The 24,232-nt window shown below is 57.7% G+C and carries 21 protein-coding genes; 16 read left to right on the top strand and 5 right to left on the bottom strand.

Going from position 1 to position 24,232, the window contains the following annotated elements; translation table 11 throughout:
* The first annotated feature begins 8 nt into the window (after positions 1 to 8).
* The 4 genes from NQZ67_RS09790 to NQZ67_RS09805 are packed head-to-tail and all read left to right on the top strand — an operon-like array spanning position 9 to position 3,801.
* Complete coding sequence (locus tag NQZ67_RS09790; RefSeq protein ID WP_257445003.1) at positions 9 to 1,130, top strand: ABC transporter ATP-binding protein; 1,122 nt, start codon at positions 9 to 11, stop codon at positions 1,128 to 1,130.
* Entirely contained in the window at positions 1,120 to 1,938 is an 819-nt protein-coding gene (locus tag NQZ67_RS09795; RefSeq protein ID WP_257445004.1) for an ABC transporter permease, read from the top strand. Before NQZ67_RS09790 ends, NQZ67_RS09795 begins: the two co-directional genes overlap by 11 nt.
* A complete protein-coding gene (locus NQZ67_RS09800; protein ID WP_257445005.1) occupies positions 1,925 to 2,731 on the top strand; it encodes an ABC transporter permease in 807 nt (268 codons plus the stop codon). Before NQZ67_RS09795 ends, NQZ67_RS09800 begins: the two co-directional genes overlap by 14 nt.
* On the top strand, positions 2,728 to 3,801 hold the full coding sequence (locus NQZ67_RS09805) for an ABC transporter substrate-binding protein (RefSeq protein WP_257445006.1): 1,074 nt from the start codon (positions 2,728 to 2,730) through the stop codon (positions 3,799 to 3,801). The genes NQZ67_RS09800 and NQZ67_RS09805 overlap by 4 nt, the downstream gene beginning before the upstream one ends.
* A gap of 73 nt (positions 3,802 to 3,874) precedes the next feature.
* Here the strand turns inward: NQZ67_RS09805 and NQZ67_RS09810 are convergent, their stop codons facing one another.
* On the bottom strand, positions 3,875 to 4,132 hold the full coding sequence (locus tag NQZ67_RS09810; protein ID WP_257445007.1) for a hypothetical protein: 258 nt from the start codon (positions 4,130 to 4,132) through the stop codon (positions 3,875 to 3,877).
* Positions 4,133 to 4,370: 238 nt separating this feature from the next.
* On the opposite strand from NQZ67_RS09810, the gene NQZ67_RS09815 reads away from it, so the two are divergent.
* The 12 genes from NQZ67_RS09815 to NQZ67_RS09870 all read left to right on the top strand — a co-directional run bounded on the left by NQZ67_RS09815 (position 4,371) and on the right by NQZ67_RS09870 (position 19,650).
* Complete coding sequence (locus NQZ67_RS09815; RefSeq protein ID WP_257445008.1) at positions 4,371 to 4,994, top strand: YhbD family protein; 624 nt, start codon at positions 4,371 to 4,373, stop codon at positions 4,992 to 4,994.
* 15 nt (positions 4,995 to 5,009) lie between these two features.
* On the top strand, positions 5,010 to 5,738 hold the full coding sequence (locus NQZ67_RS09820; RefSeq protein ID WP_257445009.1) for a hypothetical protein: 729 nt from the start codon (positions 5,010 to 5,012) through the stop codon (positions 5,736 to 5,738).
* Positions 5,728 to 6,399 carry a hypothetical protein gene (locus NQZ67_RS09825; protein ID WP_257445010.1) on the top strand — a complete coding sequence of 224 codons (672 nt, stop codon included), beginning with the start codon at positions 5,728 to 5,730 and terminating at the stop codon, positions 6,397 to 6,399. The genes NQZ67_RS09820 and NQZ67_RS09825 overlap by 11 nt, the downstream gene beginning before the upstream one ends.
* A gap of 100 nt (positions 6,400 to 6,499) precedes the next feature.
* The gene (locus NQZ67_RS09830; protein WP_371825285.1) at positions 6,500 to 7,969 is read left to right on the top strand and encodes an MDR family MFS transporter; all 1,470 of its coding nucleotides are present in this window, start codon (positions 6,500 to 6,502) and stop codon (positions 7,967 to 7,969) included.
* 141 nt (positions 7,970 to 8,110) lie between these two features.
* A complete protein-coding gene (locus tag NQZ67_RS09835) occupies positions 8,111 to 8,392 on the top strand; it encodes an ArsR/SmtB family transcription factor (protein WP_257445012.1) in 282 nt (93 codons plus the stop codon).
* A 70-nt stretch (positions 8,393 to 8,462) separates the two neighbouring features.
* Positions 8,463 to 9,665 (top strand): MFS transporter, encoded by a 1,203-nt coding sequence (locus tag NQZ67_RS09840; RefSeq protein WP_257445013.1) that lies wholly within the window; start codon positions 8,463 to 8,465, stop codon positions 9,663 to 9,665.
* Positions 9,666 to 9,842: 177 nt separating this feature from the next.
* Positions 9,843 to 10,505, top strand: coding sequence for an HAD family hydrolase (locus tag NQZ67_RS09845; RefSeq protein WP_257445014.1), 663 nt, complete (start codon positions 9,843 to 9,845; stop codon positions 10,503 to 10,505).
* A gap of 117 nt (positions 10,506 to 10,622) precedes the next feature.
* Positions 10,623 to 13,769 (top strand): NHL domain-containing protein, encoded by a 3,147-nt coding sequence (locus NQZ67_RS09850; protein ID WP_257445015.1) that lies wholly within the window; start codon positions 10,623 to 10,625, stop codon positions 13,767 to 13,769.
* Between the two features lie 111 nt (positions 13,770 to 13,880).
* Positions 13,881 to 14,378 (top strand): translation initiation factor IF-3, encoded by a 498-nt coding sequence (infC, locus tag NQZ67_RS09855; protein ID WP_257445016.1) that lies wholly within the window; start codon positions 13,881 to 13,883, stop codon positions 14,376 to 14,378.
* Between the two features lie 211 nt (positions 14,379 to 14,589).
* Entirely contained in the window at positions 14,590 to 17,010 is a 2,421-nt protein-coding gene (locus tag NQZ67_RS09860) for an FdhF/YdeP family oxidoreductase (RefSeq protein ID WP_257445017.1), read from the top strand.
* Between the two features lie 14 nt (positions 17,011 to 17,024).
* On the top strand, positions 17,025 to 17,834 hold the full coding sequence (fdhD, locus tag NQZ67_RS09865; RefSeq protein WP_257445018.1) for a formate dehydrogenase accessory sulfurtransferase FdhD: 810 nt from the start codon (positions 17,025 to 17,027) through the stop codon (positions 17,832 to 17,834).
* A 97-nt stretch (positions 17,835 to 17,931) separates the two neighbouring features.
* A complete protein-coding gene (locus NQZ67_RS09870) occupies positions 17,932 to 19,650 on the top strand; it encodes an ABC transporter ATP-binding protein (protein WP_257445019.1) in 1,719 nt (572 codons plus the stop codon).
* Positions 19,651 to 19,779: 129 nt separating this feature from the next.
* Here NQZ67_RS09870 and NQZ67_RS09875 read toward each other — a convergent pair whose 3' ends face one another.
* From NQZ67_RS09875 to NQZ67_RS09890, 4 genes are all read right to left on the bottom strand, one after another.
* Positions 19,780 to 21,003, bottom strand: a complete 1,224-nt coding sequence (locus NQZ67_RS09875; protein ID WP_257445020.1) for a cation:proton antiporter — start codon at positions 21,001 to 21,003, stop codon at positions 19,780 to 19,782.
* Positions 21,004 to 21,005: 2 nt separating this feature from the next.
* Positions 21,006 to 21,497 (bottom strand): cation:proton antiporter regulatory subunit, encoded by a 492-nt coding sequence (locus NQZ67_RS09880; protein ID WP_257445021.1) that lies wholly within the window; start codon positions 21,495 to 21,497, stop codon positions 21,006 to 21,008.
* A gap of 52 nt (positions 21,498 to 21,549) precedes the next feature.
* Positions 21,550 to 21,930 (bottom strand): hypothetical protein, encoded by a 381-nt coding sequence (locus NQZ67_RS09885; RefSeq protein ID WP_257445022.1) that lies wholly within the window; start codon positions 21,928 to 21,930, stop codon positions 21,550 to 21,552.
* 537 nt (positions 21,931 to 22,467) lie between these two features.
* Positions 22,468 to 24,201 carry a 5'-nucleotidase C-terminal domain-containing protein gene (locus NQZ67_RS09890; protein ID WP_371825283.1) on the bottom strand — a complete coding sequence of 578 codons (1,734 nt, stop codon included), beginning with the start codon at positions 24,199 to 24,201 and terminating at the stop codon, positions 22,468 to 22,470.
* Positions 24,202 to 24,232: the final 31 nt, after the last annotated feature.

A 24,232-nucleotide genomic window follows, 5' to 3' on the forward strand; every position in this document is an offset into this window, starting at 1 on the left:
AATGCCGGATGCGCGAGAATACGATCATACGATTCGAGCAGGTGACGAAGCGATACGACGAGAGCGACCCCGCAGTGCTGAAGAACGTCAGCTTCGAAATCGAGCGGGGAAAATTCTATACGCTGCTGGGGCCATCGGGCTGCGGCAAAACGACGATATTAAGATTGATTGCGGGCTTTACGGAGCCTTCGCACGGCAATATTTATTTCAATGGGAAAATCATCAATAAGGTGCCGGCCAACGAGCGCCAAGTGAATACGGTGTTCCAGGATTACGCGCTCTTCCCGCATCTGAACGTGTTCGAGAACGTGGCATTCGGCCTTCGCATCAAAGGGCTCAAGAACGACGCGATATCCGCGAAAGTCACGGAAGCGCTGCGTTTCGTGAATCTCAGCGGCTATGAGAGCCGAGAAATAACGGAGATGTCCGGCGGCCAGCGGCAGCGTGTCGCCATTGCCCGCGCGATCGTGAACGAGCCGGAAATTTTGCTGCTGGACGAACCGTTGTCGGCGCTTGACCTGAAGCTGCGGACGGAGATGCAGTATGAATTAAGGGAGCTGCAGCGCAGGCTCGGCATCACGTTTATATTCGTCACTCATGATCAAGAGGAAGCGCTGGCGATGTCGGACGAAATTTTTGTCCTGAACGAAGGCACGATCCAGCAGTCCGGCACGCCGACGGATATTTACGACGAGCCGATCAACCGGTTCGTGGCGGACTTCATCGGGGAATCGAACATCGTGAAGGGCAGCATGCTCCGCGATTTCGAGGTGGAGTTCGCGGGACGCCGATTCGAGTGCGTGGACCAAGGCCTCAGCGAAGGCGAGACGGTCGACATCGTCATCCGTCCGGAGGATCTCGAGATTACGGCCGCGGGAAGCGGGAAGCTGGAAGTGAAGGTCGATACGCAGCTGTTCCGGGGCGTGCATTACGAGATCAGCTGCTACGATGACGCGGGCAACGAATGGCTGGTCCACTCGACGCGCAAAGCCGCAGTGGGCGAACGCATCGGGCTGAGCTTCGAGCCGGAAGCGATTCACGTCATGCGCCTCGGCGAGACGGAGGAAGAATTCGACAAGCGCCTCGAGTCCTACGAGGACGGCGGCAGCGAGGGCCACAATGGACGTTAGGGCTCGCAATCTGTATCTGGTTCCTTATGTGCTATGGATCGTGCTGTTCGTCGCGGCGCCGATTCTGCTGATCGTCTATTATTCCTTCTTCAATGTGGAGGGCCAGTTCACGCTGGACAACTACGCGAAGTTTTTTACGCCGGTTTATCTCAAGATGACGCTCAGCTCCTTCTGGTACGCGTTCCTTATTACGCTGTTCTCGCTGCTCGTCGCTTACCCGACGGCTTATCTGCTGACGAAGACGAAGCACAAAGGGCTGTGGCTGCTGCTGATCATCCTGCCGAGCTGGATCAACCTGCTGCTGAAGGCGTACGCGTTCATCGGCCTGTTCGGCACGTACGGCTTCGTGAACGCGGTGCTCGAGCTGACGGGCATCGGAACGAAGCAAATTTTGTTCACCGACTTCAGCTTCGTGTTTGTGTCGGTTTATATTTTTATCCCGTTCATGATCCTGCCGATCTTCAACGCCCTGGAGAAAATGAACCCGACGCTCATCGACGCCGCGCGCGATCTCGGCGCTTCGCCGTGGATGACCTTCCGCCGCGTCGTGTTCCCGCTTACGATCGACGGCGTGAAGGCCGGCTGCATGGCGGTATTCATCCCGGCGCTGTCGCTGTTCATGATTACGCGGCTCATCGCGGGCAACCGGGTCATTACGCTCGGCACGGCGATCGAGCAGCATTTTCTCGTGACGCAGGACTGGGGGATGGGCGCGACCATCGCGGTGTTCCTTATTATCGCCATGGCGCTCATCATGCTCCTGACCGGGAATCGAAAGCGAGGGTTGATCGACATTGTCAAACGGTAAATGGAAGCTGTCTAACCTCTACTTGATTGCGGTGTTCGTCATCCTGTATGCGCCGATCTTCTATCTGATGTTCTATTCGTTCAACAGCGGGGGCTCGATGCGCGATTTCGAGGGCTTCACGTGGGAGTTCTACGGCGAGGTGTTCCAGGATACGCGCCTGCTTATCATCGTGCTGAATACGTTCGTCATCGCGCTGCTGTCCGCGGCGATATCGACGATCATCGGGGTACTTGGCGCCATCGCGATTCATTACATGCGCACTAATCGCCCGAAGAGCACGCTGCTGACGCTGAATAACGTGCTGATCGTCAGTCCGGACGTCATCATCGGCGCTTCGTTCCTGATCCTGTTCACGATCGCGGGCATCCAGCTCGGCTTCGTGTCCGTGCTGCTGTCGCATATCGCCTTCAGCATTCCGATCGTCGTCATCATGGTGCTGCCGAAGCTGCAGGAGATGAGCGGCTCGCTGATCGACGCCGCGCGGGATCTCGGCGCCAGCTCCTGGCAGGTGCTGACGAAGGTTATCATGCCGTATATTAAGCCGGGCATATTCGCGGGATTTTTTATGGCGTTAACCTATTCGCTCGACGACTTCGCGGTGACGTTCTTCGTGACGGGCAACGGCTTCTCGACGCTGTCGGTCGAGATCTATTCGCGGGCGCGCCAAGGCGTGTCGCTGTCGATTAACGCGCTGTCCACGCTCATCTTCCTGTTCACGGTGCTGCTGGTCATCGGCTACTACTTCATTAACCGCCGCAACAACCGCCCGGTCGCGAAGGAGGGACGCGCATGAGCCAGATCGTCCGCATGTTTCTTCTGGTGTTCGTTGTCGCGTTCGGTCTCATGTACGCTACGGCGTATCTGAACAAAAGCGAAGGGTATTCCGGCGACAACACGCTGACCGTCTACAACTGGGGCGATTATATCGATCCCGAGCTGCTGGAGCAATTCGAGGAGGAGACCGGCATCAAGGTCATCTACCAGACGTTCGATTCGAACGAGGCGATGATGACGAAGATCAAGCAGGGCGGCACCACGTTCGACGTGGCCGTTCCTTCCGAATACGCGATCAGCAAAATGAAGGAAGACGACCTGCTGCTTGAAATCGATCATTCGAAGCTCTCGAACCTAGAGCATATCGACGAGCGATTCATGCATCTGTCGTTCGATCCCGAGAACGCGTATTCCGTCCCGTACTTCTGGGGTACGGTCGGGATCGTGTTCCACCCCGATCTCGTCGGCGACCTGACATTCGAGAGCTGGGACGACTTGTGGGATCCTTCTTTGAAGAACAACGTGTTCCTGCTCGACGGCGCGCGCGAGGTGATGGGGATGGGGCTGAACAGCCTCGGCTACTCGCTGAACGATACGAGCGAGGATCACCTGCAGGAGGCGCTCGCCAAGCTGTCCGAGCTGACGCCGAACGTGAAGGCGATCGTCGGGGATGAGATCAAGATGCTGATCGCGAACGAAGAAGCGGCCGCGGGCCTCGTCTGGTCCGGCGACGCGTCGGAGATCATGTACGAGAACGAGGAGCTGGACTACGTCGTGCCGAAGGAAGGCTCGAACCTGTGGTTCGACAACATGGTCATTCCGAAGACGGCGCGCAACCTGGAGGGCGCCCATCAGTTCATCAACTTCATGCTGGACCCGGAGGTGGCCGCGCAGAACGCCGAATACGTCGGCTATTCGACGCCGAACAAGGAGGCGCTCGCGCTGCTGCCGGAGGACATCTCCGGCGACGAGCGGTTCTACCCGGACGAGGAGCTGACGGAGCGTCTCGAGGTGTACGACAACCTCGGTCCCCGCATGCTGTCGCATTACAACGAGCTGTTCTTGGAGTTTAAGATGCATCGGAAGTAGAAGCAGGCATGCGCCTTCCCGACAGGGGGCGCATGTTTTTTTCTGCGCGGTGCAGCGTGGCGGCGGGGCAGTTTTACAACACAATTCGCTCGTGGCAGGCCTCGGAAGTCCGCTTCAGCATGAATAACGGCGAAAGTACCTCTATTTTTAAAAATTTCAGCTGCTGATTCGAAATAACGGACATTTTACCTTTATTTTTACCAATTTCACCTGAGGAGCGAGAAATCAAGCAAATTAGCGGTACTATCGCCGCTATTTCGTCATGTTGAAAAGTAGCCCGATAAATAGCGGTACTATCGCCGTTATTTCTCCAGCCATCCACCATCATCATCCCACCCCAGCAACGATTACTGCCACAATCACCGCCCCGCAACGTTTTCCATCACCACCACATTGCCATTCCTCCACAGAGAGGTTCATCGTCAATACGCTCGCGGCAACCATCATTCTTGCGGGTCCCCGCAACCACCCCCAGCTCAGGTTACCGATTCATCCCGCCTCAGCCTCGGGACCGATGAACCGCGTAACAATGTTATGTTACGATACGTTCAGCGGAAGGAGGCCGATTGATGGATGCAAAGCTCATTTCGAAGAAAGAGCTTCTGGATGCGACCGGCATCTCCTACGGACAGCTGTACCGGTGGAAGCGGAAGCAGCTCATACCCGAGGAGTGGTTTATCCGGAAGTCCGCCTTCACGGGACAGGAAACGTTTTTCCCGCGGGAGCTGATCTTGTCGCGAATTCACAAAATATTGAACATGAAAGACGATCTGTCGCTGGACGAATTGGCGGATAAGCTGGCCGGACCTATGAACGACGTCGAGCTGTCCAAGAAGCAGCTTATTAGACGCGGGATTCTATCGAATTCCGTTGTCCAACGCTGGATCGTTCCGGGCGGAGACGAGCGGGTGTACGCGTTCGGGGAGCTCCTGTACTTCTATGCGGCGGATACGCTGCTGCGAACGGGCAAGGTCGGATTGAAGGACGCGGAGAGGCTGCTTGCCCTGCTTCGAGAGCATTATCCGGGCTGTAAGGATCAGGCGTGCGACCTGATCGTCATGAGCCGTTCCGGTGCCCTTTCTTTTGGTTTGATTTCGGCGAATGCCGAGATCCGGTTCGACGAGGAAGTGAAAGTGACAGCGAGGGTAGCGATGACGGGACTGATCGAGCAGCTGACAGGAAAGCTGGCGTAGAGGAGCGTGACGGGGATGCATAATGCGATTCTTGGAGATTCGAAGACCGCGTATAAGCAAGCTTTGCCGAATATGAGAATGAGCGGCGTGATCCGGGCCGCGGGAGGCCGTTACGGTACCGTTCAGGTTGATGGCGTCGGCCGCATATTCGGCGATATTAGCGCGGCGAAGGGCTTTCGAACGAACGGCGTTCTGAATGTAGAAGGTCGAATCGTTACGCCGGAGCTTCACATGGACGGGAAGTTGACGGCGGAAGGCGGACTAACGGCGGGTTCCGTCCGAATGGACGGCATTGCCAAGATCGGCGGCGCGATTTCAGCGGAGAAGCTGAACTTGAATGGCATTTTGTCCGCCGGAGGAAGCGTGGAAGCCGAGTCGATCGATGCTCGCGGCGTGATGAAAGTATCCGGCCTGCTGAACGCGGGAAGCTTGGCGCTTGGTTTGACGCATAAGGCGAGCAGCATCGGAGAGATCGGCGCGGAGCAAGTCAAGGTCCGGCTGCTGAGCGGGAGCAAGTGGAGCTGGCTGTGGGAATGGGCGATGCCGCTGAGTAAGCCGAGACTTGACGGGTGCCTGATCGAAGGCGATGAAATCATGCTGGAATATACGCATGCGGATATCGTGCGGGGAAGCCGGGTTACGATTGGAAGGGGCTGCAAGATCGGTCTGGTCGAATACCGCGACGCGCTTCACGTGCATCCGAGCGCCGAGGTGCTGAAGGAGGAGAAGACGAATGGCTGCTGAACTGACGCGTCATTTGAGACTGGTCGGAGAATCCGAGACGGCGGGCGGCGAGTTCGGACGATTGCGGATTACGGGAGACGCCACATTCGTGGGAGACGTCGATTGCGACAAGCTTAGCATAACGGGAACCGTCCGCGTCAAAGGGAGCCTTGCGTTCTCGGACATGACGCTTACCGGCAATGCCGAAGTGCATAGTTCGCTGCGCGGCGGCAGCATCCGCGGACTTGGCGAGCTTCATGTGGCCGGTCATTTGCGGGCGGGGACGCTGCGCATATCGGGCCATTTGGATGCCGGCGGCGCCGTGGAGGCAGACCGCATCGACCTGCGGGGCGGATTAACGGCCAAGTCGATGGTCAACGCGGATGAAGTCGCGATACGCTTATACGGCCCTTCGATCGCGAAGGAGGTCGTTGGGGAGCAGGTATCGATCCGAAGAAGCAGGGGCATGATGCTCAAAGGCTTGTTCCAGCCGGGCAAGCTCGGCGGCATGGCGGCGGAGCTGATCGAAGGAGACCGCGTCTATCTGGAGCATACCCGCGCGCAAGTGGTGCGAGGAACCTCCGTTAAGCTGGGACCGGGCTGCGATATCGGCAGGGTGGAGTACAGAGGCACGCTGGAGAAGCACGCGAAGAGCAAGGTAGACGCGGAGCTCCGGATTTAATCCATATTTTTAACTAAGAAAGGTTGCGTTCACATTGTCAGTAGCACAGCAAAAAAATAAGATTGGAATCGTCATCGCAGGTCTCCTGCTCGCGATTCTAATGGCCTCGATGGATAATACCATCGTTGCGACAGCCATGGGCAACATCGTCGGAGAGCTTGGCGGCTTCGACAAATTCGTCTGGGTCACTTCCGCTTACATGGTGGCGGAGATGGCGGGCATGCCGATCTTCGGCAAGCTGTCCGACATGTACGGGCGGAAGCGCTTTTTCGTATTCGGCCTCATCGTGTTCATGATCGGCTCGGCGCTGTGCGGAACCGCTTCGAACATCACGGAGCTGGCGCTGTTCCGCGCGCTGCAGGGCATTGGCGCGGGCGCGATGATCCCGACCTCGTTCACCATCATGTTCGACGCGGTGCCAATCCAGCAGCGCGGCAAGCTTGGCGGTCTATTCGGCGCCGTGTTCGGCATGTCGAGCATCTTCGGCCCTCTGCTCGGCGCCTACATTACGGATCACATCGCTTGGGAGTGGGTGTTCTACATTAACCTGCCGCTCGGCATCGTGGCGCTCTGCATGATCGCGTTTTTCTACAAAGAATCCATGGAGCATTCCAAGCAGCCGATCGATTGGTTCGGCGCCGTCACGCTTATCGGCTCGGTCGTCAGCTTGATGTTCGCGCTTGAGCTAGGCGGCAAAACGTATGCGTGGGACTCCTGGCAAATCATCGGACTGTTCGCATCCTGCGCGGTGCTGCTCGCAATCTTCCTCTTCGTGGAGACGAAGGCGAAGGAACCGATTATTACGTACGGCCTGTTCAAAAACCGGGTATACACGACGAGCATTCTGACCGCGTTCTTCAGCGGCGCCGCATTTATCGTGGCTTCCGTCTACATTCCGATCTTCATTCAAGGCGTGCTTGGCGGAACGGCAACGAATTCCGGATTGGTGCTGCTGCCGATGATGGTCGGCTCCGTCGTCACCGCGACGATGGGCGGCTTCCTGATGACGAAGCTTCCATATCGGAATATCATGGTGCCGACCTTAGTGCTTCTAGTCGGAGGCACGATTCTCGTCACGACGCTCGGAACGGATTCCAGCCGCTTCATCGTGACGATCTACATGATCCTGATCGGCCTTGGCATCGGCGCGTCGTTCTCGGTGCTTAGCAACGCCGCCATTCACGGTATCGGTCCCCGCCAGCGCGGGACGGCGAGCTCCACGCTGAACTTCATCCGCTCGCTCGGCATGACCGTCGGCATTACCGTGTTCGGCATTCTGCAGAGCAACAGCTTCACGGGCAAAATGACGGACGCGTTCGCCGCCAGCGGCATGCAGGGCGGAGGCGACATGTCCTTCGGCGATCCGCGCGAGCTGCTGAAGCCGGAGACCCGTGAGACGTTCCCGGCGGAGGTTCTGGATATTATTACGACGGCTTTGTCCTCGTCGATTACGTTCACGTTCGCGCTGGCCATCATCCCGGCTGCGTTAGCGCTGCTTGTCTCCTTGTTCATGGGAAGAAGCAAGCTGGATCCTTCCCAGATGGACGGAGAATACTCGGGCGGCCATTAAGACGGAAGTCTCATCCGGAAACGGCCCGGAGCATGCGAGCAAGCATGCCTCGGGCTTTTTTCTGCGAGGGGGAGTTTACAGCGGAATACGGATGTGATATTCTTATTTCGACAAACATAGAAATAGGGAGGGGAAGCCGTCATGAGCACGAACAACGAAGAGCATCAGCAAGCCGTCAAGGTGTACAAAGCGCTTGGCGAGCCAACCCGGTTCGCCATTGCGAAGCTGCTCATCCAGGAACATAACCTGTGCTGTTCGGATATCGGAGGCAAGCTGGAATCCGTCGCGGGATCGACGCTGTCCCATCATCTCAAGCAGCTGACCGAATGCGGCCTGCTGAAGGTGCGCAAGGACGGAACGTATCTCTATTACAGCGTGGACCGCGACATGGCGGAGAAGTATGCGCCGTATTTGTTAGCGTAGTTTTTTTTAATCTATATTTCGATATTTTTAGAAATATAGAAAATTTGTAAAGGAAGAGGTGGCCTATCGTATGAAAGATTCGTGGAAAATTTATATGCTCGCGGTCGTCAGTTTTTTGGTCGGGACATCGGAGTTTCTTATTGCGGGCATCTTGGATAAGGTCGCTTCGGACATTGGCGTGACGGTGGCGGCAGCGGGGCAACTGATCACCGCCTTCTCGATCGCGTTCGCGTTCGGGACGCCGATCATTATGGCGCTGACCGCCAAGATGGACCGCAAGAAATTGCTGCTGGCTTCGCTTGGCGTCTTCGTGGCCGGCAACTTGGTCGCCGTTCTGGCATCGGACTTCTTGTCGCTCCTCGGAGCCCGGATCGTCATGGCGCTTGGCACGGGCGTCTTCATCGTGGTGTCGCTTACGGTCGCCGCGAAGCTGGCTGCGCCGGGCAAGCAGGCGAGCGCCATCGCGACGCTGGTCATGGGCTTCAGCTTCGCGCTGATCGTAGGCGTCCCGATCGGCCGGGTGGTGGCGTCCGCGTTCGATTGGACGATGAACTTCGCCGGGATCGGTATTCTCGGCTTGATCGGCATGGCGGCGATCTACCGGCTCATTCCGGGCAGCGAGGGCGAGCCGCCCGTCCCGATTCGCGAGCAGCTGGCGCTGCTCAGACAGCCTCGAATCGCCGTCAGCCTGGCCGTTACGTTTCTATGGATTGCGGGCTATTCGGTCGCGTATACGTATATCTCGCCGTTCCTCCTTACCATATCCGGACTTAGCGAGCAATGGGTCAGCGGGGGACTGTTCGCCTTCGGCATCGCCAGCTTGATCGGCTCCAAGCTTGGAGGCTTCGGAACCGACAAGTGGGGCGTTAAGCGGACGCTGCTTGGCGGAATGGCGCTGCATGGCATCGCCCTGCTGCTGCTTACGCTGTTCGCGCAGTCTGCCATTCTCGTGCTCCCGATCCTGATGCTATGGGCGTTCGCCGCTTGGTCCTCCGGGCCGACGCAGCAATATTACCTCATGACGCTGACGCCGGGAGCGTCGGGCATTATGCTCAGCCTTAACTCGTCCGTGCTGCAGATCGGCATGGCGGCGGGAGCCGGCGTCGGCGGCGTCATCGTGGAGAGCGCGTCGCTTTCCTCGGTCAGCTGGCTGGGAGCTGTCGGCGTTGCCCTTGCGGCGCTAACGGCGGTCGCTTCGTTCCGCCTGACGGGCAAAAAGACGGCTGCGTTAGTCCAGCCGGCGGCTGCTCCGGGAGCGGGCAGCGCGTCTTGACTCCATAACCGTGTAAGGAACCGGCCTCAATGGGGAGGCCGGGTTTCTTTGTTCATCAGCTTGCGATTACATATGCATCGGAAAGAAACTAGCTCCAGCTTGACGACTCCTTTTCCAACGTGCTACGGTTTTGTCAACATAACTAACGGGAGTGCGAAACGAAAGGAGCGATGATCAGTGATCAAGGCCATTATTTTTGACTTCGACGGGACCATTCTCGACACGGAGACGCCATGGTATTACGTATTCCGGGACGCGTACAGGGAGCACGGCGTGGAGCTTCCGCTTGAGCTGTATGCGGAGTGCGTGGGGACGCATAACGGTACCTTTAACCCTTACGATTACTTAATCACGGAGAAGGGGCTTCCGATCGACAAGGAAGCGTTCAAGGCCCGCATTCACCGAGACCATATGGAGCTGCTGAGCAAGCAGGCCGTCCGGGAAGGCATTATTCATTATTTAGATAGCGCCCGGTCGGCGGGACTTCGGATCGGCCTCGCCTCCAGCTCCGATCGGAATTGGATCCACACGCATCTGGAGCTGCTCGGGATCGGACACTATTTCGAGACGATCAAGACGTCGGACGATGTCAAGAACGTGAAGCCCGACCCGGAGCTTTACCTGCAGGCGCTGGACGCGCTCGGAGTCAAGCCGGAGGAAGCGGTCGCCATTGAGGATTCGCCGAACGGCGCGAGAGCGGCGGCGGCGGCCGGCATGGGCTGCATCGTCGTGCCGAACGAGCTGACGCGCCTGCTGCCGTTCGATCCGGAGGCGGGTTATATCCACGCCGAATCGCTCTCTCATATCGATTTCGAAGATTTGATTGCGAGGAGATTATAGTGTTACAAGCCTTAGGAATCCCGGCCGGTTCCTAGGCTTTTTTTGCTTCTTAGCCTATTACTAATGCATGATTATGGTAAAATGTCCTCATAGTTTAGGAGGGAAGGGGAGGTTCGGTTGTTTCCTTTTAAAAAAATCGGCATGCTTGCTTTAATTGGCGTTGTGGCTTGCGGAGGGCTAAGCGCGGGGGCTTCGTCTGCGCAAGCTCCGGCCAAGACGAAGGAGCGCCTCATGGGCGAAGTGAGGACGTTCGCGGGATCGGAAGAGGGACTGAGGTCTCCTCAGGGCGCGGTCGCATTAAGCGACGGAACGCTTATCGTATCGGATACGGACAACCATGTGATTAAGCGAATCCGCAACGGGGAAACGACGATTTTGGCAGGCGCGTCGTTGGACTTCGAGAAGTCCGAGAACGGCCTGCCGCAAGGCGCCTGGCGGGACGGCGATGGAGGAACGGCTTTTTTCCATGACCCGGCAGGGCTTGCGGTCGACCGCGCGGGCAATGTCTATGTGGCCGATGCGGGGAATCATGCGATACGCCGCATCGGCGCAGACGGAAAGGTGACCACCGTTGCCGGTTCGCCGGAGCTTGGCTATGCCGACGGCTCCGCGGAAGAAGCGAGATTCTATTACCCGACGGACGTTGCCGTTACGAGGAGCGGGATTCTGTATGTAGCGGATACGCTCAATCATGTCATTCGGCGGATTGGCGTGACGGGCAAGGTGACGACCATCGGCTCCGTTCCGGAGAGAGCGGCGCTATGGCAGGACGGGGTTTCGGTCATGGCGGGCGGTTATGCGAACGGCGGCTTCGGCGAAGCGGAATTTAACGAGCCGTCCGGGCTGGCGATTGATGATAAGGGAAATCTCTATGTCAGCGACTCGGGCAATAACGCCATTCGTTATATCGATTTTGAGAAGAAACAAGTAACCACCGCAGCTGGATTGACTCCGGAGGAAGCGGATTTAGAGGAGGCGCTGTATGCTAAGCCGGGTTATACGGACGGCAAGGCTGACGAGGCAGCATTCAACTCTCCGCGCGGACTGGAATGGTCGGATGAGCTTGGACTCGTGATCGCCGATACGGGCAACAATGCGATTCGCCTGCTGAAAGACGGAGAGGTGTCGACGCTTGCCGGGGCATCGAACGGGGGCGGCGGCAATCAAGACGGCATCGAGAGCGAGGCGTTCTTCCAAGCGCCAGCCGATGTAACGGAGCTTGCTTCGGGCGGGCTGCTGATCGCGGATGCAGGCAACGACTCTCTGCGTGAATGGGAGAGCTATCGTCTTCCTGTAGGCTTCCGTGCCGACTCGGCTGTTCAACTCGACTGGAACGGCAAGCTGATTGGAGCGGAAGAAGCGGGCTTGCGCATCGAGAAAGGAACAACATGGATTTCAGCAGATGAGCTTGGCAAGCTGCTGGGCAATGAGATCTCGGCTGGAGAGTCCGATGGGGCAGGCCGGGTGCCGCTGCGGTCCATAGCTGAAGCGGAGGGACAGAACGTGCGATGGCTGGAGGCTGATAAGCTGATCGTCGTGCGCGAAGCTGGCGGCCCAAATGCGGAAATGGTGTCAGCAGCTCCTGCTGCCGAGAGGACGCTTACCATTGATTCGCTGACAGGAGTAGTCACGGTTACGCAAGGCGGCTTCTTGAAGCTGGATGCTTACGCCGGCATGAAGCTTGGACCGGGGGACCGCATCGAGACGGGGGATTTCTCCAGTGCCGTCCTGCATGCGGAGGATACGGGGGACTTTATCACCATCGGCGAGCATTCGGTTATGGATGTCATGAATTTGCACGAATCGGATGACGCCAGGGTGACGAAGCTGGAGCTTATAACCGGTAACGCGTTCTACGACGTGACGAACTTGAGCGATTCGAAGGATCGATTCGAGGTGAAGGCCGGCGAGACGATCAACTCCGTACGAGGCACGCATTTCGTACAGTCCATCAATCCAATAACGGGCATATTTAACCAGTCCGTATTCTCGGGGGTCGTGACCGTAAAGCCGAAGGGCCAAACCAACAACGATGTTCATACGGTTTATCCGGCCCAGCAAATCAGTCTTGATTCTAGCGGCGAGCCGGGCGACCCGTTGGTCGATTACGTCGACCTTAACGAATTGATTCTGCAGGCCGACCCGGAAGTGATCAAAAAAATATTGATAAACAAACAGCAGATCGACAAAGAAAATGAAGAGCAGGCGGGTAAGCTGCAGGAGCAATTAGCCGGCGGTCAGCTGATACTCGAGGGTATGCTCGATGTCAAAACGCAAGCCGAATTAGAGAAGTATAAGCAAAACGTGCTTAACTCGCTTCCAGGTCTATTAAAGGATGCGGTTAGTCAAGGCCTGCTGACGAAGGAAGAGGCGTTAAAATTCATCAATGAAGTGAATCAAAGCATCACGGGCACGGATCGAAAGTATGACCTGAGCCGAGAGGTGCCGCCCCTAGATCCAACCGTCGGAGTAGATCCCGCCGGGCAGCAGAAGAAAAAGGCGCTGGAAGAGAAGCAGCGTCAGTTGGCGGAAGAACGGAAAAACAAAGAGAAAGAGAAGAATGAAAAGCTTGAGCAAAATAACGTCAGCTTAATCGAGCAGATCCGATCGAGTATGGAGGAGTTAAACAAGACGAATCAGCGGCTTCTGGATGAGAAGAACAAGCAGGCATTAGAAAAGCTATTGGCTCAATTAACCGCCATGCAAAGAGAGCGTTTCTTGAGCCAGTCTGAGCAGGCGAAGCAAGAAATGAAAAAGCGCGAGGCCGAGCGCAAACAGAAGCTAGCCGCGGAAGAAGCGAAGAATAACCCGCCTGTCAGCAGCTACACGCCTCCGCCGGCTCCAAGCCCGACGGTTGCCGTTGAGTACAGCGACGACTTTAGGGCGGATGCCGATGCAGGCAGCAATCACTTCGTTTCTTATGGCTTTGAAACTACCGGCATCAGCTTGGACACGGAAGTGAAGGTTGGAGTAACGATTAAAAGGAACGGGGCTACGGCTGAAGAAGTTAGGGTGTTCCGTGAGGGTGAAGAGGATCTCGCGCCGACGGATGACAAATATATTTTAGCCGCAAGCGAAGGAAACTATAGGCTATCCGAGCTTACGGAAAAGGATTCAAACCCGGCTGCGTTCTATATCATTTTCCCGGAAGCTGGAGAATATGAAATGACCTTCGAGCTTCTGAAGGTGACGCAAGGCGGTCTGGTATCCTTGGGACAAGGAACTCGGACGATTACGGTCGCGCCTGTTATTCTTACAAGCTAAACGTTGAGATGCTTGAAGGCCAATCGGGAGATTTGCGTAAATAATTGAAGATAGAGCTGTTCTCTCCTCCTGATCGGGGGAGGAGACAGCCCTTTTAAGGAGAATCCATCAATGGCATCCAAACTCATCATGAACGAAGCGATCAAGGCGTCCGAGGTGCTGCTGACGGGGCTGGACGGAGAGCGCATAGGCGTCGTGTCCCGGGAGAAAGCACTCGCGACGGCGAAGGAGCTGAAGGCGGACCTCGTGTGCGACTCGCTCATGAGCAGCCCGCCGCCATGCCGGCTTGTCGCGAGAGGCGCGGCGAAGCGGGAGAAGGATCAGGCCGGCAAGGCGGACAGGCAGTCGAGCGGGCAGGTTAAGGTGAAAGAGATCCGGCTGACCGCAACGATCGAGGAGCATGATTACGACACCAAGTGCCGGCAGGCGGAGAAGCTTCTGGCAGGGGGCAACGGCGTCCTCCTCGTCGTGAAAATTTCCGGCAAGGAAGGGCAAGCCGCGAAGGCGCTTCTGGAGCGGCTGACCGGCGATCTGAAGGGAAGCGGGAAGAAGAAGACGGGCATTCAGCTGAGCGGCAAGCAAGCGGCCGTCGAGCTGCTTCCGCTATAAAATCAACACAGGGTGCGTGGGCGTCGAGCCTTGCATCCTATTTTTTTTGGCGCAAAGGCGATTGTAATGAAATCGGTTTCTTGATAAACTGAGCGCAGGATACAACTGGAAATGAACGGACCGCGGGCATGGGCTTTGGAGTGCAGACTACTGAAGGATCATCGCTTTGGCGGTCTTTTTGGCATAGGAGCGAAGGATGGAGGGGAAGGGCATGGGGAAGAGCGAGCATACCGGAAGATTGAAGCTGCCGAAACGATGGGAGCCCGACCTATGGGTAAGCAAGCGCCCGTTCGGGCTTGGGCTGGTGAAGCCGCATCATATAAGAGACACCTTCAAAACGGTATGGGACAACCGGAACAACCTGCCTTACGCTTATCGCATTTTGACTCAAGGCGTGTGCGACGGCTGCGCCCTCGGCGTCTCCGGCTTGCGCGATCAGACGCTCGAAGGCCCGCATCTTTGCACGACGCGACTGAACGTGCTTCGGCTTAACACGATGTCCGCTATTCCCGACGACGTATTGTTCGCTGATTTGAAGGAGCTGCGCCTGCTGAGCAGCGCCGAGCTTCGGGAGCTGGGGCGGATTCCGTATCCAATGATTCGCAGGAAGGGCGAGACAAGGTTCTCAAGATTGAACTGGGATGACGCGATGACGCGTATCGCCGCCAAGGCCTCGGCGGTCGACCCGAAGGGCATCGCGTTTTATTTGACGGGCAGGGGGATCACGAACGAAACGTATTATGCCGCGGCCAAGGCGGCCCGGCAGATCGGGACGAACAATATCGACAACGCGTCGCGCATCTGCCACTCGCCTTCCAAGACGGCGCTGAAGCGATCGATCGGCGTGGGCGCCTCCACCTGCAGCTACAAGGACTGGATCGGCACCGACGTGCTGGTGTTCTGGGGGAGCGTGGCCGCGAACAACCAGCCGGTCTCGACCAAATACATGTACGCGGCGAAGCGCAAGGGTACGCGGATCATCGTCATCAACCCTTACCGCGAGCCGGCGATGGACGGCTACTGGATTCCTTCGATTCCGGAGTCCGCTTTATTCGGAACGAAGCTCGCGGACGATTTCCATCCGGTTAACATCGGCGGCGACATCGCGTTTATGCACGGCATCATGAAGTGCTGGTTCGGGATGGAGAGGGAACGCGCCGGCTCGGCTATTGACCATGCGTTCGTCTCCGCGCATACGACCGGGTTCGAAGAGCTTCGCGAGCATGTCGAGCGGCTGGAGTGGGCGGAGCTGGAGCGTTCCTCGGGGATTAGCCAAGCGCGCATGGAGGAGCTGGCGAGGCTGCTCGCCGCCGCCCGTTCCGGCGTTTTCGTCTGGAGCATGGGGCTCACGCAGCATCGGTTCGGGACGGACAATATTTCGCAGGTGGCGAATCTAGCGTTGCTGCGAGGCTTCCTTGGGCGGGAGCACTGCGGGCTCATGCCGATCCGCGGCCATAGCGGCGTGCAAGGCTCGGGCGAGATGGGAGCCGACCCGTTCAGCCTGCCGGGCGGGGAGTTCGCAAGCGTGGCCGATCGCGCGAGGATCGAGAAGCTATGGGGCTTCCGGCTGCCGGAATGGCAGGGCGATATCGTGGGCGTCTCCCTGCAGAACGCGCTGCTGCCGGATGGCCAGGAGCGCAAGCTCCGGCTGTTCTACACGTCGGGCGGCAATTTCCTCGAGACGATGCCGGATCCCGAGCATGTGAGGAGATGCCTGGAGGCGGTAGAGCTTCGCGTGCATCAGGATATTATACTGAACTCTTCGATGCTAGCCGACGCCGCGGAGGAGGTCATTGTATTGCCCGCGATGACGCGGTACGAGCAGCCGGGCGGGGGGACGTCGACCTCGACGGAGCGGATGGTGTATTATTCGCCCGAGATTGCGGGTCCCCGAGTCGGGGAGGCGCGCCCGGAGTGGGATATTTTCGGCGAGCTGGCGGAGCGGATCACCGGAGGGCCCGGGAGAAACGGCGAGCGCGTCGAACGGTCCGATGATGGGAAGTTCGGTTTAAAAGCCGTAACGACGCGCTTCGGCAGCGCTGATGCCATACGTCAGGAAATCGCGGCCGCCGCTCCTTATTATGAGGGCATCCAGCGGCTCGGCAAGCGGGGCGACGTGTTCCAATGGGGAGGGGCTTGGCTGTGCGAGGATGGAGAGTGTCCAACGCCGGATGGAAAGGGACGGCTGCTGCCGATTCCGCTGCCTGACGTTCGGAGGACGGAAGGGCGGATGTACGCGACCACTCGCCGAGGCAAGCAGTTCAACTCCATGATATATGGCGAGCGAGACAGCTTTAACGGGGCGGACCGCTTCGACGTGCTGCTGAGTGAAGAGGATGCGGGACGCCTGGGGCTTCGCGACGGCGATGCCGTTGTCGTTCGGAATCGCAACGGCGTGTTCCACGGCCGGGCGAAGCTGGCGCCCGTGGCGCAAGGCAACGTCGAGCTGTTCTGGCCCGAGGGCAACGTGCTGTTCGAGCGGGGCGTCTATGAGCCGAGCGCGGGGATTCCCGAATATAACGCCGCGGTTATCGTGGAACGGGCGGATATTTTTTACGCGGCGAAAGATTCACGTCATGAAATAGCTTTAGCCGAGGCGGATGCGGAATGGGATATGAATCCCCCGGATTGAGAGGAGGAGCGCGAATGGAAAGCGGCAATCTGACATCTTGGCGCGCCGGGCGGTACCATTCGGGAGAGATCCGGATGGAGACAAGCGAAGAAACGATCGCGAAGGAATTTGCTTTGACCATTCAGCTGGACGGGGAAGAGTTCGCGACGATCGTCTGCTCGCCGTCCCATCTGCGCGAGCTGGTATACGGCTTCCTGGCCTCCGAGGGCATCATCCGGGAAGCGGGGCAAGTGGCGTCGCTCGAGTTGGACGAGGACAGGGGTTACGCGTATGCGAGGCTGGCCGGAAGCCCGTCCATGAGCCGCGACAAGGTGGCGAAGCGGGTGATCGGGAGCTGCTGCGGGAAGAGCCGGCAGTTTTATTTTCACAACGACATGCTGACGGCCCGGACGATCATGAGCAGAGCGCAGACGGAAGCGGACACATGCTTGAGGCTGATGGAGCGGCTGCAGGCGATATCGGCGGACTTCCATCTGACGGGAGGCGTTCACAATGCCGCGCTTGCGGAGGGAGAGGATTTGCTCGCCGTTATGACGGATATCGGGAGGCATAACGCGCTGGATAAGCTGTTCGGCTATCGCCTGCTGAGAGGAGAGAGCGCTTCGGACAAAACGATCGTGTTCAGCGGCAGGCTGTCGTCGGAGGTCGTGCTGAAGGCGGCCAAGATGGGCTGCGGGCTCCTGCTCAGCAAATCCGCGCCGACCGATCTCGCGCTGCGGCTCGCGGAGGATCTCGGCATCACGTGCGCGGGCTTTATCCGGGGGAGCAAAATGACCGTCTACACCCATCCGGAACGAATCGTTATGAACCGTTCGTTACCTTGACGGGAAACGGGGGATTGGGTATGATTTTTCTGTTGAAAATCATTATCACTCAGTCCCAGTCCCGTCTCCACATTGCAGGACAGAATAGGAGTTTATCATGCTGCGTCGTTTTTTCTCGTACTACAAGCCGTACAAGAAGCTGTTTTTTCTCGACTTTTCTTGCGCGGTTATTTTGGCGGCGCTGGAGCTCGCGTTCCCGCTTGCGGTCGGCTTCGTCGTCAACGATTTGCTGCCCGACGGCAATTGGGGCCTGATCGTTTCCGCTTGCGCGGTGCTGCTTGTTATTTATGTCGTAAATACCATTTTATCTTACGTCGTTACCTATTGGGGCCACATGCTCGGCATTAACATCGAGACGGACATGCGGAGAAGGCTGTTCGACCACGTGCAGAAGCTGAGCTTCCGGTTCTTCGACAACACGAAGACGGGGCACTTGATTTCCCGTCTGACGAACGACTTGTTCGAGATCGGCGAGGTGGCGCATCACGGGCCGGAGGATATGTTCATCGCGGTCATGACGCTGATCGGCTCGTTCGGCATTATGCTGTACATCCAGCCGGATCTGGCTATTATGACGTTTATTATCGTGCCGATCATCATTTGGCTGGTGCTGTATTTCAACGGACGAATGACAAAAGCCGCGAATCGGCTCTTCACGGACATGGCCGACTTCAACGCCCGCGTCGAAGATACGGTCGGAGGCATTCGCGTCGTTCAGGCGTTCGCCAACGAGAAGCATGAAGGCAAGCTGTTCAAAGCCAACAACCTGAGATTCCGCGAAGCCAAGCTGATCGCCTACAAGCTGATCGGCCTCAACGCGTCCATCTCCTACATGTTCATGAGAGTCGTGTCTTTGTTCGTGCTGATCGCCGGCGCTTATTACGTTCTTCGCAAAGGCATGCCATACGGCGATTTCATTACGTTCGTGCTGCTGACGAACATCTTCTTCAAGCCGATCGAGAAGATTAACGCCGTTATCGAAAGCTATCCCAAAGGGATCGCGGGCTTCAAACGTTACGCGGAGCTTATGGATACGGAGCCCGACGTGGCGGATACGCCGGGGGCGATCGAAGTCGACCGTCTGCGGGGCGATATCCGGTACGAGAACGTCACGTTCGGCTACGAAGGAGCAGCGAAGGTGCTTCAGGGCATTAACCTTTCGATCCGCGCGGGCGAGACCGTCGCTTTCGTCGGTCCGTCCGGCGCTGGCAAAACAACGCTTTGCAGCCTGCTGCCGCGCTTCTACGAGATCGAGAGCGGAAGCATCTCGATCGACGGTCACGATATCCGCTCGCTCAAGCTGGAGTCGCTCCGCAAGAGCATCGGCATCGTGCAGCAGGACGTCTTCCTGTTCGCGGGCACGATCCGCGAGAACATCGCGTACGGCCGTCTGGGCGCGCACGATTCGGCTATTATGGAGGCGGCTCGCCGGGCGAGGCTGGAGGAGTTCATCGCGTCGCTTCCGGATGGTCTGGACACGATCGTCGGCGAGCGCGGCGTGAAGCTGTCCGGCGGCCAGAAGCAGCGTCTCGCGATCGCGCGCATGTTCCTCAAGAACCCGCCGATCCTCATTCTGGACGAAGCGACCTCCGCCCTCGACACCGAGACCGAAGCGGCGATTCAGCAGTCGCTGGCGGAGCTGTCGGAAGGGCGCACGACGCTCGTCATCGCGCATCGTCTCGCCACGATCAAGAACGCCGACCGCATCGTCGTCGTGACGGAGAACGGCATCACGGAGCAAGGAAGGCATGACGAGCTTGTCGCAGCCGGCGGCATCTACAGCCGCCTGCACGAGGCGCAGTTCGGGCGCGCCTAAATTCGCCGCATGGCGAGCAAGGCCACGCTGCAATTATAAGCGCAGAGAGAAAGGGCGAAGCAGGTTTGATCTGCTTCGCCCTTTGCTGTTCCCGTGAATGTGCTGCGGCGCGAACCTCGCGCCGGAAGGCTACACGGCCGTGCCGCGTTCCTGCTTCTGCTTTGGCTTTTCCCAGCGGAAGAGGCGGTTCAATCCTTTGTAAATGAGCTTGGATTCCTTCGTGAGAAGAGGCCCAAGAATGGCTAGTATGAGTACGTAGAGCGCGGCGAACGGCTGGAGCTTCTCATCCAGGTTGGCGGCTATCCCGACGTTCGCGACGATGATCGAAAATTCGCCGCGGGATACGATCGTCAGTCCAATGTTGGATGAGGCTTTCGGCGACAATCCCGCGCTCTTGCCCGCCAGCATGCCGGCGATAAAGTTGCCGAGCAGGGTGACCGCTACCGCTCCGAGCGTCAGCCATACGGCACCGCCGAGCTTCGCCGGTTCGATCGTTAGGCCGAAGCTGAAGAAGAACATCGCGCCGAAGAAGTCCCGGAACGGCAGAATGAGATGCTCGATCCGCTTCATGTGTTTCGTCTCGGCGAGCACGAGCCCGAACAGCAGCGCGCCGATCGCTTCGGCGACGTGGATGGTCTCGCCGATGCCGGCCACGAAAAACAACAGGCCGAAAATGAGCAGAATGAATAGCTCATTCGAGCGAATGTCGAGCAGCTTGTTCAGCAGCGGGGCGGCTTTCCTCCCGAGAACGAGGAAGAGAAGCATAAAGCCAAGCGCGTAAGAGGCGGACAACAGCACGCCGCCAAGCGACGATTCGGTGCTGAGCACGAGGCCCGATAGAACGGAGAGGTACACGGCGAGGAAAATATCCTCGTACATGATAATGCCCAGTATCATTTCGGTTTCGGGATTGGCCGTCCGCTTCAGGTCGACCAATACTTTAGCGACGATAGCGCTGGAGGAGATGGTCGTAATGCCGGCGAGAACCATCGTCTCCGCGAAGGAGAAGCCTGTGGCGAAGCCGAAAATCAGTCCCAGCGAGAAGTTGATTAGGATATAGATGGTTCCGCCGACCGCGATGTTGCGTCCGGATTTGATCAGCCGGCCGACGGAAAATTCAAGACCCAGATAGAACAGAAGGAACAGGACCCCGAGACGCCCAAGGAATTGGATCGTCTCCGCGCTGTGAACGAACGTGAAGTCCAGCACGCCGATAACGGGAGCATGGGGCCCTACTGCCATTCCGATCAGAATGAAAAAGGGGATGACAGAGAAACGAATCTTCGCTGCCAGCAATCCAACGAGAGCGACGAGGATGACGGCGAGACCAATTTCAAGCACCATGTGGTCCATGATTATCGGCTCCCGTTCTGCAGCATGGCTTTCAGGAGCTTAAGCTGGTGGCGTTCTCCCGCCACGATCAGCGTTGTATCCGATTTGAAGCGGTATTCGGGGCCGGGGTTAATATGCTTGGCGTCCTTCTCGACGGCCGCGATGATCGTCGCGCCCGTCGTCTGGCGGATGTCGGCTTCGCCGATGCTAAGACCGATGCAGGCGGCTCCGGCTTCGATCTTGTACCATTCGATCGTCAGGTCGTCGAGCGCGACTTCGATCGTCTCGAGCGCCTTCGGCTTGTAAGTCATGCCGCCCACGATCGCGGCGATCTGGCGAGCTTCGTCATCCTCCAGCGTGACCATGGAGATGCTGTCGTCCGGATCCTCGTAGTCGAAGTGGTACAGCTCGCGGCGGCCGTCGTCATGGATAATGACCACCAGCTTGTCGCCGCTTCGCGTCATGATCTGGTATTTTTTGCCGATGCCCGGCAAATCCGATTCTCTAATGTTCATGGAAGTTCCTCCTCGGGATGATATGATCGGTATCTTGAGATAGTTTGCCAAATCAAGACCGGATATCATCCACGAAACGCCCCGAAAATTGAATCGTGCACAGCAGCTTGCGCAGAAGCCGGGAACGATATGGCGCAAACAGACGGGCTAGAGGAAGACGGAGTAAATAGACGAGCAGCAGACTGACTGCGGCGGCGGCCACATCCGGGCTGTCCGGGAGAAGCGCCTTGGTCTCGGACGGATGCTTGTCGACCTGTACGTAGACCGTGACGGTCCTCGCTTGGCTCTTGCGGGTGCCCGCCGTCAGCTCGAAGTTGTTGCCCGCCTGGTAGGCGAACAGGGAAGTAATAAGAAGAGGAAGGAGGAGGGCGAACGCCAATAAACGCCCTCTCCAGCCTTGCCTCTCTTGATTGTCGTTCACTGGCGCGATCACACTCTCCTCCTTCCTCGAAATATGGCTTATTGTCACTGTTATCATTATAGCTTAAATCCATGTGAACATAAACCTAACCGGCAAAAAAGCAGGGCTTGTAAAATTGGCCACCCAACGGACGTGGGAGCTGCAAAGCAAGGCTTGTAAAATTGGCCAACCAACGAATGGGGAAGCTGCAAAGCAGGGAAGGTCGTGGCTTCGAGCGCCCCAACGTTGTGAATGCAGCGGAACTGAGGGACTCTATTTCGGATTTATTCGCAATTTTTAAATGGTAAAGGAACTGAGCGCCTTTATTAGCCTGATTTCAAGCTGATTCTACCCAAATCAGCAGAAATAAGGGCGCTCAGTTCCACAAGAACCCGAAAAGCCCCCTTTTTTCGATGATTAAGGGCGCTCAGTTCCGTTCCCATATCTTACTCCGAGGGGAAGGAGGTACTGGCGGGAATCGCGGGGAATGGAAACGGAGCCGCAGGCGAGCTCCGAAACCAAAAAAAACCTACCGGGCGCACCGCGCCGGTAGGTTCTTTGCCTGACGAATTATTTAGCTGGCAAAATAATTTTCTGGCCCGGGAAAATCAAATCCGGATTTTTCAGCTTGTTCAGATCGCGGAGCACCTGCCAGGTCGTGCCGTGCTTGCGGGCGATCGCCCAGAGCGTGTCGCCCTTCTTCACGATATACACCGGCTGAGTAGGCTCAGGCTTCGGCTCCGGTTTAGGCTCCGGCTTCGGTTCAGGCTTCGGTTCCGGCTTCGGCTCGGGCTTCACCGTGCCGGGCAGCGCCGCTTCCGTAATGCGTCCTTCGACCTTCGGATTGGCCGCGCCGAGCTCATCGATGTACGCGATCAGCGCTTCGTCGAGCGAGCCGAACATGCCGGCCTGCGGATATTTGCCGAACATGATATATTCGTCTCCGCCGGCTGCCACGAAATCATTGGTCGCAAGCGTGTATTCGGCGTCCGCTTTGAGCGGCTTGCCGCCGACAAGAATGGAGTGGACTCGCTCTCCGGCCTTTGCCGCCGGGTCGATCTTGAAGCTCATGCCGCCGACATGAGGGAAGGCGCCTTTGGCGTTCGGATAATCGGAGACGCCGTTCTCGAGCGCCGCCTTAATGTCCGCGCCTTTCACTTTCAAGGTAACGACCTGGTTGCCGAAGGGCAGGACCGTAATGACTTCGCCTTTGGTGATTACGCCTTCGCCGATGGAATCGCGAATGCCGCCTCCGTTGGTCAAGGCAACGTCAGCGCCCGTAACGAAGAGAAGGGAGTCCGCGATCAGGTTGCCGAGATTCGTTTCGCCGGCGCGAACCTTCTCGCGAGCGCCTTCCAGATGGACGGCCGTTTCGCCGACTTCCTCCGCGAGGATGACCTTCTGCTCCTCGAGGAATTCCGTCACTTTGGCATCGACCGCTTGGTCGGCTTCGATCTCAGCGGCATCCTCCGCGTTCAGAAGCTTGGCTTCGCGGGCGACGATTTCGCCGTCTTTCATCCAGAAGTCCACGACGCCGACATGCTGCGTGTATTCGCCGGTGCTGACGATCAGCGTGCCGTTATCCGTTTCTTGCCCTTCCTCCAGAACCGTATGGCTGTGGCCGTCCACGAAAATATCGATGCCGTCTACCTCTTCCAGAATGCTCAGGCTTGTGTCGACGCTGGACTCGTCCATGCCGATGTGGCCAAGGGCGATAATGACATCCGTCTGATCCTCCAGCTCGTCCACGATCTCCTGGGCTTCGTCGGCCGGGTCGGTGAAAACGACGTTTTCCACGTTTTTGGGATGCGTCTTGTAAGCCGTCTCCGGAGTCGTAAGACCGAAAATGCCGATTTTGACGCCGTCTATTTCTTTAATGATATAAGGGTCGAACAGCAGCTCGTCGGTGTCCTTGTTCTTGACATTGGCGCTTAGAACGGGGAATTTCATGCTATCCGCCAGCTCGAGCAGCCGTTCCGTTCCATAATTGAATTCATGATTGCCGGGCGTCATCGCGTCATAGCCCATGAGATTCATCACTTCCGCGACGCTCGAGCCGTTCATGAGCGTGGCGAACGTCGTTCCGTGTACCGCATCCCCGGCATCGAGAACGAGCGTATTCGGATTTTCGCTTCTGTAGGCGTCGAAGATGCCCGCCAGCTTGGCGAAGCCCATGTCGCCGCCGTTCGCCGTGGCGCGGGCGTGCATGTCGTTCGTGTGAAGCAGCGTGAAGTGCTTCGCGTCCGCCGGAGGCGATGCGTCCTCCGCCGCCGCTCCGCTCGCAAGTCCGAATGCCATCGTCATGCTAAGCGCCGCGGGCAACAACCATTTCGCT

The organism is Paenibacillus soyae (assembly GCF_024623455.1).
Taxonomy (GTDB): Bacteria; Bacillota; Bacilli; order Paenibacillales; family Paenibacillaceae; genus Pristimantibacillus; species Pristimantibacillus soyae.